The sequence below is a fragment of the Limnobaculum allomyrinae genome (assembly GCF_016649425.1).
Classification (GTDB): Bacteria; Pseudomonadota; Gammaproteobacteria; order Enterobacterales; family Enterobacteriaceae; genus Limnobaculum; species Limnobaculum allomyrinae.
Window position 1 is genome coordinate 214207 of record NZ_JADRCR010000003.1, and the last position, 14076, is coordinate 228282.

General features: G+C 42.1%; 14 protein-coding genes. 4 read left to right on the forward strand and 10 right to left on the reverse strand.

Features of this window, described 5'->3' with window-relative positions:
- The first annotated feature begins 11 nt into the window (after positions 1-11).
- Positions 12-1004 carry a hypothetical protein gene (locus I2494_RS08310; RefSeq protein ID WP_228350893.1) on the forward strand — a complete coding sequence of 331 codons (993 nt, stop codon included), beginning with the start codon at positions 12-14 and terminating at the stop codon, positions 1002-1004.
- Between the two features lie 144 nt (positions 1005-1148).
- On the opposite strand, the gene I2494_RS08315 is transcribed toward I2494_RS08310, so the two are convergent.
- Positions 1149-2516 (reverse strand): anti-phage deoxyguanosine triphosphatase, encoded by a 1368-nt coding sequence (locus I2494_RS08315; RefSeq protein ID WP_140920574.1) that lies wholly within the window; start codon positions 2514-2516, stop codon positions 1149-1151.
- Between the two features lie 433 nt (positions 2517-2949).
- Here I2494_RS08315 and I2494_RS08320 point away from each other — a divergent pair, with 433 nt between their 5' ends.
- Complete coding sequence (locus I2494_RS08320) at positions 2950-3666, forward strand: DNA adenine methylase (protein WP_228350894.1); 717 nt, start codon at positions 2950-2952, stop codon at positions 3664-3666.
- Positions 3663-4508 (forward strand): 8-oxoguanine DNA glycosylase, encoded by an 846-nt coding sequence (locus I2494_RS08325; protein WP_218468250.1) that lies wholly within the window; start codon positions 3663-3665, stop codon positions 4506-4508. The genes I2494_RS08320 and I2494_RS08325 overlap by 4 nt, the downstream gene beginning before the upstream one ends.
- Here the strand turns inward: I2494_RS08325 and I2494_RS08330 are convergent.
- From I2494_RS08330 to I2494_RS08370, 9 genes are all read right to left on the reverse strand, one after another.
- On the reverse strand, positions 4452-5126 hold the full coding sequence (locus I2494_RS08330) for a nitroreductase family protein (RefSeq protein WP_228350895.1): 675 nt from the start codon (positions 5124-5126) through the stop codon (positions 4452-4454). The two genes, I2494_RS08325 and I2494_RS08330, sit on opposite strands and share 57 nt — an antisense overlap.
- The gene (locus I2494_RS08335; RefSeq protein ID WP_218468251.1) at positions 5104-5709 is read right to left on the reverse strand and encodes a 7-cyano-7-deazaguanine synthase; all 606 of its coding nucleotides are present in this window, start codon (positions 5707-5709) and stop codon (positions 5104-5106) included. Before I2494_RS08335 ends, I2494_RS08330 begins: the two co-directional genes overlap by 23 nt.
- Positions 5706-6947 carry a PfkB family carbohydrate kinase gene (locus I2494_RS08340; RefSeq protein ID WP_218468252.1) on the reverse strand — a complete coding sequence of 414 codons (1242 nt, stop codon included), beginning with the start codon at positions 6945-6947 and terminating at the stop codon, positions 5706-5708. The genes I2494_RS08335 and I2494_RS08340 overlap by 4 nt, the downstream gene beginning before the upstream one ends.
- Positions 6944-7276 carry a hypothetical protein gene (locus tag I2494_RS08345; protein WP_140920579.1) on the reverse strand — a complete coding sequence of 111 codons (333 nt, stop codon included), beginning with the start codon at positions 7274-7276 and terminating at the stop codon, positions 6944-6946. The genes I2494_RS08340 and I2494_RS08345 overlap by 4 nt, the downstream gene beginning before the upstream one ends.
- A 338-nt stretch (positions 7277-7614) precedes the next feature.
- Positions 7615-9477 (reverse strand): TniQ family protein, encoded by a 1863-nt coding sequence (locus I2494_RS08350; protein WP_218468253.1) that lies wholly within the window; start codon positions 9475-9477, stop codon positions 7615-7617.
- Complete coding sequence (locus I2494_RS08355) at positions 9461-10429, reverse strand: TniB family NTP-binding protein (protein ID WP_218468254.1); 969 nt, start codon at positions 10427-10429, stop codon at positions 9461-9463. Before I2494_RS08355 ends, I2494_RS08350 begins: the two co-directional genes overlap by 17 nt.
- On the reverse strand, positions 10419-12350 hold the full coding sequence (locus tag I2494_RS08360; RefSeq protein WP_218468255.1) for a Mu transposase C-terminal domain-containing protein: 1932 nt from the start codon (positions 12348-12350) through the stop codon (positions 10419-10421). Before I2494_RS08360 ends, I2494_RS08355 begins: the two co-directional genes overlap by 11 nt.
- Positions 12304-13035, reverse strand: a complete 732-nt coding sequence (locus I2494_RS08365; RefSeq protein ID WP_218468256.1) for a hypothetical protein — start codon at positions 13033-13035, stop codon at positions 12304-12306. Before I2494_RS08365 ends, I2494_RS08360 begins: the two co-directional genes overlap by 47 nt.
- A 181-nt stretch (positions 13036-13216) precedes the next feature.
- Positions 13217-13636: a helix-turn-helix domain-containing protein gene (locus I2494_RS08370; protein ID WP_218468257.1), complete on the reverse strand. Its 420-nt coding sequence runs from the start codon at positions 13634-13636 to the stop codon at positions 13217-13219.
- Positions 13637-13806: 170 nt separating this feature from the next.
- On the opposite strand from I2494_RS08370, the gene I2494_RS08375 reads away from it, so the two are divergent.
- Positions 13807-14019, forward strand: coding sequence for a hypothetical protein (locus I2494_RS08375; protein WP_218468258.1), 213 nt, complete (start codon positions 13807-13809; stop codon positions 14017-14019).
- Positions 14020-14076: the final 57 nt, after the last annotated feature.

Genomic DNA, 14076 nt, shown 5'->3' on the forward strand with positions numbered 1-14076 from the left:
AGGGAAATTCTATGGCAACCCACGATAGAAAAGCATGCAGTGCACATCTTGTGCTCGTAGCTCCGCCAATCTCAAATACTCAAGCGGCAGGCATTACTGACGACGACCAAAATGTCATTGATAGATTGCGACGCAGTCATTTCTATATGATTTGCGGTAGACCCAAAGCTAGCTTTAGCAAAATTGAAGAATCGAAGGAAGGGTTACTTGAGATTGAAATCAAACTTGACTCAGGCGCATCATCTAGTGGTTTCCTTCATATCGAAAGAATGGACTTCTTTAAGCGTGCACCTGATGAGTTCAAACTTCAGGTTCAAGCCAATAAAGACTCCTTGTATGTATATCTTGAAAGAGATCAGGTATTCAAGGCTACGCCCGATGGCTTGCTAATGAGGCGCGGAAGGAAGCAGAGCCTAGTCACTGGATTTGATAACTATCGTGAAATGATGACATTCGACTTGCTTTACGCTGGAATCGCTAAGAAAAATCAGGATAGCTACAGTAGGTTAATAGAAAAAGGCCATAAAGCACGCATGGATATTTTAGCCGCAGAGGATCAACGTTCACCTGGTGCTAGGGTTAGCGATGAGACTTACCTGCTTCTATTTGAAGTAGAGCCACTCATCCTAGCATCTTTTAGCGGGACAGGTGAGCTAGACGATGAAGATCTCAATTTCTCTTTTGATTATCACAGGATAATAGCCGACGCGGAGAAAGCTGTTATTAATGCATTCAAACCCAAGTACAACAAACAGCTTTATTTAAACTACCCAAAAGGGGCTGATGGGCTATACGAACAGGGCTATGATGGGTACTCATACTCAATCGCGGAGGGATTTGCCTTCAATACAGCCTACGGAACAATTAAGGGAGCAAGGGATTCCGAGGAGTGTCTTTTATCTAACTATGCAGATTTTATATCAGTTAACGGAGATAAAGTTACCCTGAATATTTCTGGAAAGGACTTCAATATTACTATTGATGACTCACAGCTTGAAAACTAACACCCCTATTAAGCCGACACCTCTTTAGTGCGACTTAATAGAAGCGTTGGTAAATATCCGCCGTCAGTTGAACTGGTTCACGGTTATACGATGTACCAGAATTTGATTTTCATTCGAAATACCTTTTCTACTCTGAGATAAAAATCAGAGCCTGTCAAAAATAGAGCCTTTGCGCGGAACAAAGATCTTTTCATACAGGCGAGTAGCATAATCATCCGTCATACCTGAAACATAATCGCTGATGACCCTCATTTTTTGGTCATCGCCTTTTTCAGCTTCTTTTATGTAGGTGCTGCGGGTCTGTGACGGAAGAAAACGCTCAGGATCATTTGCTAGCACATTAAACAGTTCCACAATCAGCTTCTGCCCTTTAAACTCCAATAGCTGAACGTTTTCATGCCGGATAACTTTATCTTCGACCAGTTTAAAGATTGCCTTGCGTAGGGCATTCACTTCTTTAGGTAAAGCCACTTTGTAGCGAAGCACCCCACATTTAAAATTTTGATGCTGCACCTGGAGCGTGACGCTAGTGATCATCAGATGGACTAGTGTTCCAATACACTCCTTGCGAAGGTAGCTCTTGCCGAACAGTTTATCAGCCACGACATCAACTGTCAGATCAAACGAACTGCAATGGCAGTCTTCAAATAGATGAGCCTTGTCACTAAAATGCTCCATCCACATGTTTCTGTCGATCATTCTCAGTGATATCGCATCTTCAAGGTCATGGAGTGAATAAGAAACCTCATCTGCTAAATCCATGATCGTTGTATCCAACGCCTTGTATTCCGTTTTTTTGTGCTTGCCCGGCCCCTTGGTTTCACTAAAGGATTTCAATAGCGCCGTGTCTTTGCCATCAAAGGGGCTGAGAGCAAAACCGACAATGTCCGTTTCGGAATCGAAATAGCATTTGGGAGGCTTATATTGGGATGACTTGAACAGCCATTCACGGCTGTCTGCTTGTGACTGACCGTAAATATTTTCGTTAACAGCCTCAGAGTAGCTCACTGGGTATTTCAGCACGCCTAAGATAAGTCGTCGAGTGGGATCCAGTCCATTGGACTCAGTATATTTATCAAGTCGGGTAAGAATTCGCAACGTCTGCCCGTTACCTTCAAATCCACCATGTGCCCTCATACAGTAGTTTAGCGCAACCTCTCCACCATGTCCGAAGGGTGGATGGCCGATATCGTGTGCAAGACAGATAGCCTGTATCAGGCTCTGTTCGGGCAGAAATTCAGACTCAACCGTTTTACCGCTTTCATAGCGTTTATTTAACTGCGACAAGATCCCTGCACCAATCTGCGCGACCTCCATCGAATGGGTCAATCGTGTCCGATAGAAGTCGCTCTCCCCCAGACCCAGCACCTGCGTCTTTGACTGCAAACGCCTGAAGGCAGAGGAATGGATCAGCCGGGAAAGGTCACGATCATATTCAGATCTTATTTCATTAGGCCGCCTGTTATTGTTACCCAGACGTTCAGACCAGATCCTTTTGGTGAAGTGTGTCATAGCATCCCCTATTTGCAGAGTATGGCCTGCCTGTTTAATTACAAACGTGAAGTAAGAATGACACCGGTGTTCGGTAAACGATGGATGCATGGTTACATGCTGCTTTCACGTCAACTTTGTTAAAGATATTCCGGATTACTGGAAAGCCCGGATGTTTCATATCTTTTGTGGACGGATGCTTGAACAACATGACCTCACCTGGTATCCCTTCGATAAACATCTACACAATGCTTTTATGTGTTTTCACATGTTTCATGAAGGTTCGTATTCATTATCTATCTCATCTATTCCCATAACAAGACAAACATTTTTATCATATAAAATCATCTTGTTATCATGTTAGTAAAGCAGAAATGCTGTAATTGTGTTGATTAAACGTAAACTACTCGCTGATTGTTTATGTGATTTGAAATAAGTTCTGACATATTCGGTATTGATTGGAATTGACATCATCGTCAAAAATGACGATGATGAGTATATGAGATATCCCGGTGGTAAAGGCAAGTGCTATCAGCGACTCATCAACCTGATGCCAGTGCACGAAACATATATTGAAACCCATCTTGGCGGGGGGGCAGTGATGCGCAACAAGCTGCCCGCAAACCGTAATATTGGTATTGATCTTGATCAGCAGGTTATTAACCTCTGGCATGGTAACAATGAGGTTTCCTGCGAACTTATCCAGGATGACGCCGTGGCCTATCTCAGCTTATTCCCCTACCAAGGCAATGAGCTGATTTATGCCGATCCGCCCTATGTTCAGAGCACACGCAAACGCAGCAAGATTTATCGTCATGAATATACAGATGACAACCATCGCCAGTTGCTACAACTACTTGTCACGCTGCCCTGCATGGTAATGGTATCCGGTTATGAAAATTCAATTTATGACGAAATGCTCAGCGGCTGGCGTTGTGAGCGGTTCAACGCCAAGACACATACGGGTGTTCGCGAAGAATGTGTCTGGATGAATTTTGATGTACCTGATAGGTTGCATGATGCCCGCTACATGGGTAGCAACTACCGGGAAAGACAGACGCTGATCCGTCGCCGCACCCGACTTTATGAGCGCATCGAACGAATGGAACTTACAGAGCGTAACGAACTTATCCACTGGCTGAATGCCAAATATGGCCTGGAGGTAGTATGACACAGCGGGGAGCGGTCTTCATTGGACCTACAGTTATCAATTTGGACTTTCCAGCTCCAGAACAGGATATTCTGCCGGGCGTTTCGTGGGGCAGAATTGAGGCATTCCCATCCCCGGCCTACTGGGCCTATCAGGTGCTGGCCCGCCGCCTGAAGGTTAATGCTGTAAATTACAAGCTCGGACGAACGCTCAAAGAAGAAGTGGGTGCATGTCTACTGGGTGGACATGGCATTCCGGCTGCAGTAGGTCTTGCCGCATTCAATAAGCTAAAAGATTATGGTGTGTTTAACGCTGAGCCTCCACCAGAAGAACTTATTTATGAATGGCTTTCACAACCAATTAAAACCGGCAGTAAATCAGTGCATTACCGCTTTGCCAGACAGAAATCCCGCTATCTCTCGGCAGCGCTGAACAAACTCAATGCGGAAGTACCTCCAACGGATTCAGGGCGCGTTCTTCGAGATTGGCTGATCTCAATACCTGGCATCGGACATAAAACGGCTTCATGGGTAGCACGTAACTGGCTCAGTGCCGATGATGTAGCCATTCTGGATATCCATATTCTGCGGGCTGGACTGCTAGCCGGATTTTTCCCAAGTAATCTGACGGTTGAGCGTGATTACCTTAAGCTAGAGCAGCTCTTCCTTGAGTTCAGTGAAGCAATGGGCGTTAAAGCGTCAGAATTAGATGCACTGATCTGGTACGAAATGCAGGCCTCTTCCAGTACCGTATTCAGCCTGATCGAAAACCTGCGCCATCAGCCTCTTGCTAAACTACGCCCCCGCTCATCGCGAGCCAAAGACCGCCAGCCCGGTACCCACCAGACGACCTTCCAGTTTTAATCTGGCACACCAGTCATGACCAGTAATGCCCATCGGGCAGAAATTACAGGCTAGCGCTTCAGCAACAAGCGCCATCTGACCAACTAGGGCACCGACATCCCGCCAGATTAGGCTATCAGCATTCACATATTTCGCCGACGTTTTTCCCTGCTCGGCGATAAACCTGACAACAATACCATTCTGAATATCAATAACCGGTAATAACTCGTCACGAACTTCAGACCGAGTCTGTTCCGGAATAAGCAGCGGCGTCAACGCGTGCATATCAGGCAGGTAAAGTTGCCAGCCATCCTGATCAGACCTGGAAAGAACGATATGAATGGGATGTATGGCTCCGGCAGAAGGCACGGGGCGTTGTGTAAGCGGAAACCCGTAATTTGAATGCCCTACAGCCATGACCCTGCCGGTCAGCCAAAGCCATTGAGATAATTGGGCCAGACTGACATGGCCGAAACTACGCCGGGTTCTGCGGCCTTCGATCACATCACTTAGTACGGGCAGTGCTACAATTTCAGGAGGTGATGTCAGAAAAAATGGTTCTCCAACAGGCCAACTGACGGGCTGATAACTGAGCGACTGTTCCCGAGGCACGGGACTACCGAGATCGGTCCAGATCATATCCAATATCATCCAGAACTTGAAAATACTTATTGCATCCCCGACAGCTGCCGCACGGGATGTTTGCCTTATGGCAACTGTGTGCCCAAGCTAGCCCGCCCGGCGTGATATCTGAAATCCTGATAAGCTCAGATGTTGATAACTCAATTGCCGGAGCTTCTACAACCATACCGCTTTCCTGGAACGCCATAAGATCACTTATTCTGCTGACAAAGCCCGAAGTGCCATCAAGATGAGTTTCATCCGATTTTACTGTGCCTATCCACAGATGGGTAACGCCAAGAGTGATAGCCTTCATGGCCGCCAGTGAGATAAGCATCTGGTTACGGTACGGCCACCAGTCACTGGATGGCGCATTCGGATCCGCTTCGGTACCAGCCATATCCCCTGACCCCAGAGAACGACAATCAATACGGATTACGTGATGCTCAATCCCGAGTGTCTGGCAGGTGACAGAAGCCGCTTTGATTTCAGCCTCAGCAGCATGCTGACCATAGTCGAGAGTCAGAGCGATATCTGGACGTTTCCACCATGCGATGGCAATAGAGTCCATTCCACCAGAAAGCAAAAGTGCGGTTTTCATTTTTGAGCTGCCACCCAGAGTGTTTTATAGATTGCGGTGACGTAATCAGTACAGAGAATACATCCCGATCCCTCCATCATTTTTAGGTCTTCTTCCGATTCGTTCTCTGCATAAAATACCACTGGAATGTCCCTTGCTCGAGCGTAACCGACCTCATAGATTGTGCCAGAATCCAGTGCATCACCTATCGCAAAAACAATGTCAGCCTGCCGTATCGCGTCAAGATCTTTTTTAACCACTTCTTCTGCGGTTCCGTGGCCAATCCTGTGATAGGGAGAAAAAACGTCCAGTCCCAGATCACTCAAGTTACGTTGTACCTGCTCAACAAGCCACAGCTGTGCAAGTGTAAAAAAAGGGCCAGCCAGATAAACCTTTCTATTGCCACCATCGATGAATTTTTGTGAGAGCCTTATGGGGTTGGGATGGAAAGCTGCCAGCCCTTCGGATGATGGAAAAAGCCCACTTTCGCAATAGCAAGCGGTGGCAAGCGAGGCTTGGTTTGCTGCGTCATGAGCTGTTTTTTTATTAAGCATCCATTCATAGGCAAAATAAGCAACGAACGCATCACCTGAGCCAATCTTGTGCACAAAGCTTGTCTCATATGCAGGAACATATGAGATATTACCGTTATCGCAAATGAGTGCTCCGGCTGGCCCCTGTTTAATGATAATAACTTCAGCATGACCGTTATTATAAAGAAATTCCGCCTGCTGTTGGTCGGATAACTCGTTCTGATCGCTAAGCGCTTTTGCTTCATAGCGATTCAGTATCAGCGCTAGATGCTTCGCTTTGGATCCATTAGCTGTGAATGGCTCTGGATTGACCACATTCTGGGGATCATATACTGCATAATCAGCATCGACGATAGCAGAGCCTTCAAGCATTCCATAACGCAGAGCAAAGGGCGCTGTTACTGTCATTGATGGGTAAGGTGTATCTGGATAGTTGAATATGCGAGGTTCTACCAGGCCATGTTCGTAGTGAAACATGACTGATTCCTGTACCAGATGAGTATTTAATGTGACGTTTTCAAAATGAGCGCGATCCCGAAGTACTGAACTGACAACATCATCAGCATAGGTATGAAGATCGACACTTACACTAAGCGTTGCTAATGCTGATGCAGCTCTTCCGGCAGAACCATAAACCTGGTGATTTCCCGGATGGAGGCAGATCTCATGATAAGTCCCCCCTGCAATCGTAATGGTATTTTCAGTTAACATTTGATTGTTACTCATACCGCATACACGCTGACCCTGACCTGGCCACCATTGATGGCTGTCACCCTAGCAACGTAGGTTGTCCCGTGGATAATGCAGTCACGCAGGCGCTGAATATAGGGTGACGCAATACCACCGGCTTGTTTACCGTTATATATCGCGACTGTAAGCAAAGAACCCTGAGAATTGATTTGAGCAATATTCAGGATGTCGCCGACTGTTAACTGAGTCACGACCTGTGGGTCCGGTGAGCTCAATTGAGTATCAATCGTAAGTTTTTCACAGGTAACTTCAAAATCAGCTTGGCCGAACTGGCCGCCATAACTACCCCCACCAGAGCCTGACATAGATACCTCATATTACATGTAGTTATTAACATATATTGTTTAGCTTTCAAACGTTATCATATTCATTAGTATTCATTTAATAAGGAAAACTAATTTAGGACATTGATCACAGTTGAGTTTTTTACTACAGCAATATTAAACTTAGCAATCCTGCAATGTAAGCTGGTAAAATTAACAGTCGAAACCTTCTACTGGTGTGAACACCTTACTGGCTTAGACGATGGCCTGGATAGTTGGTAAATAATATTGTTTTACTTCGATAATAACCTCAATTCTCTATGTACTTAATCAAAAAGGTATATTAATAAAAACACAGTAAAATCAAAGGTAATACGTAATCATTCAATATTCAGGTTCAGTATAGAAATCTCATATAACTTCTGACGTAATTTAAATTCTGTTCGATAGTCGACAGAAAAAAGCCCTTTCTCCGCTAACTGTCGAGCCAATGTCCTTGAGTTAATCCCCAATCGTTCTGAAAGCCTTGAAAGCAACAGATACCTTTCATTAAATGCCTCTAAATCCTCCGCGGTTATCCACCGTGTCGCTGAACTTTCCAAAGTAGTGTGAGATAGAAAACCATAATTAACCAACTGGTAGGCAAACTCTTGATTGATTTTTAAGTACTTCGCTGCCTCCGGTATTGTCATGTAGCTGACTGCCGGTATCTTTCTGTTTAACCAACTCATAAATTCACTGATAGGAATCCTTAAAGAGCGGATTTTAGGCTTACTGCCATTTGGAAGAACGACAGTAAGCTCATCGTTAATAATGGCATTTATAACGGCTAAAAGGGGCGTTTCGATTCGATTACCTACCATTTTTAAAAGGTTCGGAATAGGAATGCATTCATTCTTACTTTTAGCCTGTTTGTTTAAAATATTGGATAGATAATTATTAACTTCAGCGCGTAAAAACTGCCACGAGCAGCCGTACTTCTGTTCTGCATGATAAGAGCCATTTTGATATACCTGCTCAGGGCTTATCACATAGTTAAATTGTTGTCCGTCCACGAGTTGCTTAAGTTGAGATTTTGTTACTCCAAGCAGTTTGGTTACATCGAGAAAGCTTATAATATCCTTCAATATTAGTGAGTTATTTTCAATATCTGTTCTGTACAAAAGCGTGAATGTTCGCAGCCCTACAAATTTTCGTTCTGCTTTAATCAGGCCCTGACTAGCAGCCTTTCTTAGTATTGATTCTGATAGGCCATATTCTTTACTTGCTTGAGTAAAAGGGATCCAACGATGCTCAAGTATGACTGCTTGAGAGAACAGCGTATTTTTTCCAGTTATTGGCCTCTTCCAGTTTTCTTTAATGTAATCTTCTAAAAGACGACGATATTCTGAAAAAAGGGGGCTTCTAATATACCTATGGAACTCACGATAGAACAACATCAAATCCCCAGTTGAGTTATCAGGTTTATGTATCTGTTCTAAAAAATGAATGAACCCCTCTTTTCCAGAGAAAAATGTTTTACCTATTGATTCTACAAATGGTTTTAAATCAGCCATATCTATTAGCTGTACAGATTTTTTATTATTATTCAAAATGATGCGTTGTTTTTGGACTAGAAATTTTAAGACACTAAGGCGTTCTTTTAGACTATCGATAGGTAATGGATTTAACTGTTCCTCGATGCATGATGACCACAATCCTTGTATAAATAGCTGAACATTATAAGCAGATTTTGATACTGGCTCTGCTGGTAAAAACTTAATCGCAGCCCCGCAATTACAAGTACCAGATAACGCGAATAATGTATTAAGTGGGGTGTTGCAATGAGGGCATATATCCTGCAGCCATACCTTATGCTTTAAGCAAATCGCGGTAATCTTTAAACCCCACTCCCTACGATAATACTTATTTTCGCCTAAGCATTGCGGGCAAACTCGGGCGTGTTTCGCTAACAAGTATTGTTGAGGTAATGCGCTAATCGTTTTAGTCCAATTATCTAGCAATGAAAAGCTACTCCAGGGTTGTTCAGTAACCAGATCGTAAGCCAGCATATGGGTTATTTTTCCAGGATAAATTGATTGTTTATTGTTTCTTATCAGCCAATTTACTGACAAATAATGGTTGAGGTAGGCTAATCTGTTGAGATAACCCAGCGGTGATTCATCAGAATAGGCTTTAGGGTATATCAAAGGCTTACAGAGCTTCATTCGACCCTTTGCTATTTCATTATCTTGAGTGTGCATTCAATGAGCTCCTGACGAAATAGAACCGATGAAATGGCATACCTTCTTTGTCTAACCTCATCCATTTGAATTTATTATTGAATGGATTTAGGTCACCGATAGCATTGTTCCAAATATACTGAGTAAATGCTTCTTCCAGGCATTCCATATTGAGTGAGCTAAGCTGGTTATTGATAGCTATTTCGTAGGCACCAATAAACAATTTGACCATGTAGTCGATAATGCCGTTAGTGGCGAAGTGAAACCGTTGAATTACCGTTTCGTTCTTTAAATTCATTAAAGCCGGTAGCCTTAAGGCATCTTGTAATGTACACAACACGCTTAAGAAGCTTTTATATTCCTCTTTTGACACAAGGGAAAAGGCTTTTAAATCTATCCGGTGACTAAAACGACGGCGTAGTTGCTCATTAATTTGCAGAATTTGTTCACTTCGTTCCAGCCCCATTAGTACAGTAGCAATGTTAGCTTTATCAATAATGGTCTTTAACCAGTCTGAAACCTGAAGAGGAGAAGAGTGCTTTCCCTGGTCGATAAAGTGCTGAAGCTCATCAAAAATGACCAATTTAACATCACACTTTATGAGATAGGTGAGTATTCGATTGGTTTTCTCAACGGCAGACCCCTTGTAGAACAAAGGGTCACCTAATTTGACCAATACTTCTTCGGCCATATTTTTTATCGTCGGAAAGGGCGGTGTACTGACGACAAGAACAGGAATAATCCTCCTCTCATCGGCATCATAAGCCGGAAAATTACGCGCTAACGCAGCATTAAGGGTTGATTTACCCGTTCCTGACTCACTGACACAAATCAGGTTTTGTGCAACATCAGCCAGCCTCTTCATTTCATAGGCATCAATAATGCGTTGATAGGCTATATCAAACTGAGGATGATGAATAATTAAGTCTTTCAGGCGAGCTGTAGTGGCAAAGATTAGGTTTCTATTTCTCATCTTTGTTGCTCACTTTAAAAACAGGAATTTCATCTAACTCATCAAAGGATATATCAGCCTGTATTGGCGATAATAGTGGTCCTTTGGGAGTGTTTTTGATATTGCCAATCCTGGCGGCTTTAGTCCTTTTACGCAGTGATTTATCATGGTTAGCTTTCGATATTAATACCTGCAATTTACTTTTTGCTTCGAGAAGGGAATGCGTATTTGTTAAGAATTTCTTCTTTTCCTTAAGCAAGGCTATAATTTTCTCATGTTGGCGTAATGATAGATTAGCGGCATATTCAGACTGTACGCAGGGGATTTTAACGTAAGCATAACTATGCTGATTGTAGAGCCAGATATGACCTAAATCTTCCAAATCTATTCTAATATTTGCCTTTGTCCGATGACCTTGCCGTATTCTTAATAACCGAACCTCTGGGGAGTTATAGAAGAGATTTTTGAACTGAATACCTTCGTGGCTTAATGTACGCTCGTATTTCCGTGTCAGAATGATATCCAGATTCTCCTTACTCTCAGGAAGTAATGGTTCGATTAGCTTTAAACCTTTTTGCCATTCTATGGCTGGAGTACTGTCTAGCCCTTTGTGCGGTGACTGACAGTAAATATCAATAAGCCAGTGATAGATAATTCCTTGTAATTCAGTCAGCGTAATGCTGGCTAATTTTTCTGATTCATAATCGCCTCTGGCACGTATATTAGAGAAGGTCGTTCCTGAGAGTCGATGGCAGACTTGCCTGTTTAAAGTACCAAAAAAGCGCTCAACATGTCCTTTATAGTGGGGTTGTTGTTTGGGGCAGAATATCAGTTCAATATTTAATTCAGCACACATACGACGTAGCTGCTTGGAGTGAAATTCAAGACCGTTATCACAAACCAATGTTGACGGTATCCCATAAACCAGCCAGTCATTTTCGATGGCTGGATAATCCTGTTTGATAAAGTCTTTTGGCAATATCGCATTACGGAGGGCTCTCATAACAGAGAGTTCTGACGGAGGCTCAAAACCGATATAAGCACCTAATGGCATTCGAGACTGAACATCCAGTATAAATGTTAGTGTAGGGCGCCCTTCAGCAAGTCCGGTCTTTTCATTAATGACCATAATGTCTAGGATTGTATGGTCTATTTCAGCTCTTTCTAATATGAATTTTGTGATAACACCGTTACCAACCGCTCGAAAGTGATTTTCTGCCGCTCTCTTTCCTTCTCTGGCTGACATAACTTCATATTGATCAAACTGACGTAACATTGCATAAAACGTTGCCCGACAAGGAATGTTTATCTGTTCAAGGTTAATTTGATTGAAGTGTGTTATTTGGCTACATAGCTCATCATAGGTATTTTGAATGCTGTTACCTTCACGAGTGAGATAAATATTATCAATAACTTGAAGATATAATTTTTCAAATGATGGACCAAATTTTGATATTTTTATCCTGTCGGGAGAATGATTGCGTAGTGCCAGTGAATTTATATCATTTCCTGAATCAACCCATCTTTTCCACCATCGGTAGAGCGTCATATCAGAAGGCGGCTTACCCTGGTGAACAGCTTCCGGTAATTGACTAATAGTTTCTTTCAGGTTTTTTCTGGTTGGTTTATCTCCAAGTTGGCTGATCACATGCTGGATATAGTGGTATCGTTTAAGAATTAATGATTGTTCTTTCTCCGAGAACCTAAGTAATCCCCCTGAGATTGCTTCTTTCTGTTTATTGTTGGGGTGAGAGCTCCCATCAATAAAGGATAATTTTCCTGCAGTTAAAAGGCTTAAAAGCTCAGTTTTTGTTCGTTGTATTAATGCCAGATCATTACTTCGTTCTAAAGTGACTATCCCATTCTCGATTATTCGTATAATACGGTATTGCTCATTATCTAAAGTCAGGCGCAGTCCGGTATGTAAATAAGATGTCTTCATTATGGTTATCCTTATGAATAAGTGAATTGTTGGTAATTGGCTGTTCTAAATCGATATAGAGATAACCCTGAGCAATGAGTCCATACGCATGAGCTAGGGAATCTATATCCTCTATAAGTTGTTCTAACGTGATAAAGCGCCCTTGTTGGGCTCTGAGAATGAGTTGTGGTGTTAGGTTTACGCGTTGGTAGGTACGAAGCAGCGTTAGATTGCGTTCTTTAACTGGATTCAGCAGCTCATTATTGGTAATAACAATGAATGGATAGCCGCCATTGTTTAATGTTCCTGATACTGCGGAGTAAAACCTGAAGTTTTCGGGCTGAAAAAGGATGGTGAATGGTTTTATTTCGACATACCAGATCTCGCCTGAATAAAATAAAAGTTCAAAATCTGGTGTATAGCGTCGTATCTTTCCTTCATAAGGAATATCAAATCTAGCAGGTTGCTCATGGTATTTCTGAATCGCCGATGAGAACTCAAACAGGTAACAAGCTCGACGTTCAAGCTGTGATTCCCACGCTATCATTCTGCCCATTTTATGAGATGGGAACTGGCCCCTCACTTTTCCTCGAGAGCGGGTAATCGGCTCTCGAACCCGATGATGTATTTCTTTGGGGGCTAAATTTAGGCATGAGTGTGCCCTTTGTGTCAGGATTTTATCTCCGACAACCTTTTTTAAAGTCATAAAAATCCCTTACCAAAATAGGTAATACTTATTACTTTCTGAGTAGGTATTGATATGGCTGGCTTGACGGATGAAATGTGAAGAGTGATACTTTAATTGCGATTCAAAGTATTATTTATCACATTTCGGGGCCAGCTAATCACTGTGTCCCGTTTTGTTTTTACATACTTAACTTTCCTATTTATTTGTTGCTGTTATGAATGTATTTACCGAGCTTTAATGTGTTATTCATGATTATCAATTGTTCTGGGCTTAATGTTCCCAGGTGTTGCCATAATTGACGAATAAACACTAACTCATCGCATGTAACACTATTAGGTACTTTCCTTGTTGTTTGTGATAACTCAACAACATCCCATAACGTATCTTGTTCTTGCTTATCAAGTGATAGGCTCGATATTAGTTTCTGTAGAATCACTTCTGTGGGTGGGCTTTTCTTGCCGGTTTCTAACGCACTTACATAGCTGGGATTAATATCAAGTGCATATGCAAGCTGTTTTTGGCTCAGCCTTCTATCTCTTCTAATTTGTTCTAAATACTGTCCAAATGGTGTCATTTTTGCATTTTTCGTGATACTAAATGGAATTAAAATTGATTGCATATAATAAATTATCATTTTTTAATGATGACTAAAATATTAATTTTTATGGGTTGTAGTCATCAATTTTAATATTCTAATTTTTATTTTTCGTATAATGTATTGCATACGAAATTAAATTTTCGATTAGGTTTTGTTTTAATTAAAAATATATTTTCAGCATCGAGGTTAATATGAAAAATAACTGTAATGAAAAAAATTTAGATATTTCTATACAGGAACCTGAAATTACCAAAGACTCTATTAATAAGCATAGAAAATGGTTAGAAGAGAGTGTTATCAAAAGTATTGAGGATAGTAGACCATCAGTTTCTCATGAAGCTGCTCAAAAAATTTTTACAGAAATGAAAAGAAAATCGCCGCTGAACTTAAAGCCAAAAAAATAGAAGGAGCCAATTGGCTCCTTCTATCTCATTTCTAATTAGACGCCATCTCACCTTTGC

Bases quoted from the DNA above. Each gene is read 5' to 3' on its own strand.
- I2494_RS08310 (WP_228350893.1), top strand. From the start codon at position 12: ATGGCAACCCACGATAGAAAAGCATGCAGTGCACATCTTGTGCTCGTA.
- I2494_RS08315 (WP_140920574.1), bottom strand. From the start codon at position 2,516: ATGACACACTTCACCAAAAGGATCTGGTCTGAACGTCTGGGTAACAAT.
- I2494_RS08325 (WP_218468250.1), top strand. From the start codon at position 3,663: ATGACACAGCGGGGAGCGGTCTTCATTGGACCTACAGTTATCAATTTG.
- I2494_RS08330 (WP_228350895.1), bottom strand. From the start codon at position 5,126: ATGATCTGGACCGATCTCGGTAGTCCCGTGCCTCGGGAACAGTCGCTC.
- I2494_RS08335 (WP_218468251.1), bottom strand. From the start codon at position 5,709: ATGAAAACCGCACTTTTGCTTTCTGGTGGAATGGACTCTATTGCCATC.
- I2494_RS08340 (WP_218468252.1), bottom strand. From the start codon at position 6,947: ATGAGTAACAATCAAATGTTAACTGAAAATACCATTACGATTGCAGGG.
- I2494_RS08345 (WP_140920579.1), bottom strand. From the start codon at position 7,276: ATGTCAGGCTCTGGTGGGGGTAGTTATGGCGGCCAGTTCGGCCAAGCT.
- I2494_RS08350 (WP_218468253.1), bottom strand. From the start codon at position 9,477: ATGCACACTCAAGATAATGAAATAGCAAAGGGTCGAATGAAGCTCTGT.
- I2494_RS08355 (WP_218468254.1), bottom strand. From the start codon at position 10,429: ATGAGAAATAGAAACCTAATCTTTGCCACTACAGCTCGCCTGAAAGAC.
- I2494_RS08360 (WP_218468255.1), bottom strand. From the start codon at position 12,350: ATGAAGACATCTTATTTACATACCGGACTGCGCCTGACTTTAGATAAT.
- I2494_RS08365 (WP_218468256.1), bottom strand. From the start codon at position 13,035: ATGACTTTAAAAAAGGTTGTCGGAGATAAAATCCTGACACAAAGGGCA.
- I2494_RS08370 (WP_218468257.1), bottom strand. From the start codon at position 13,636: ATGCAATCAATTTTAATTCCATTTAGTATCACGAAAAATGCAAAAATG.
- I2494_RS08375 (WP_218468258.1), top strand. From the start codon at position 13,807: ATGAAAAATAACTGTAATGAAAAAAATTTAGATATTTCTATACAGGAA.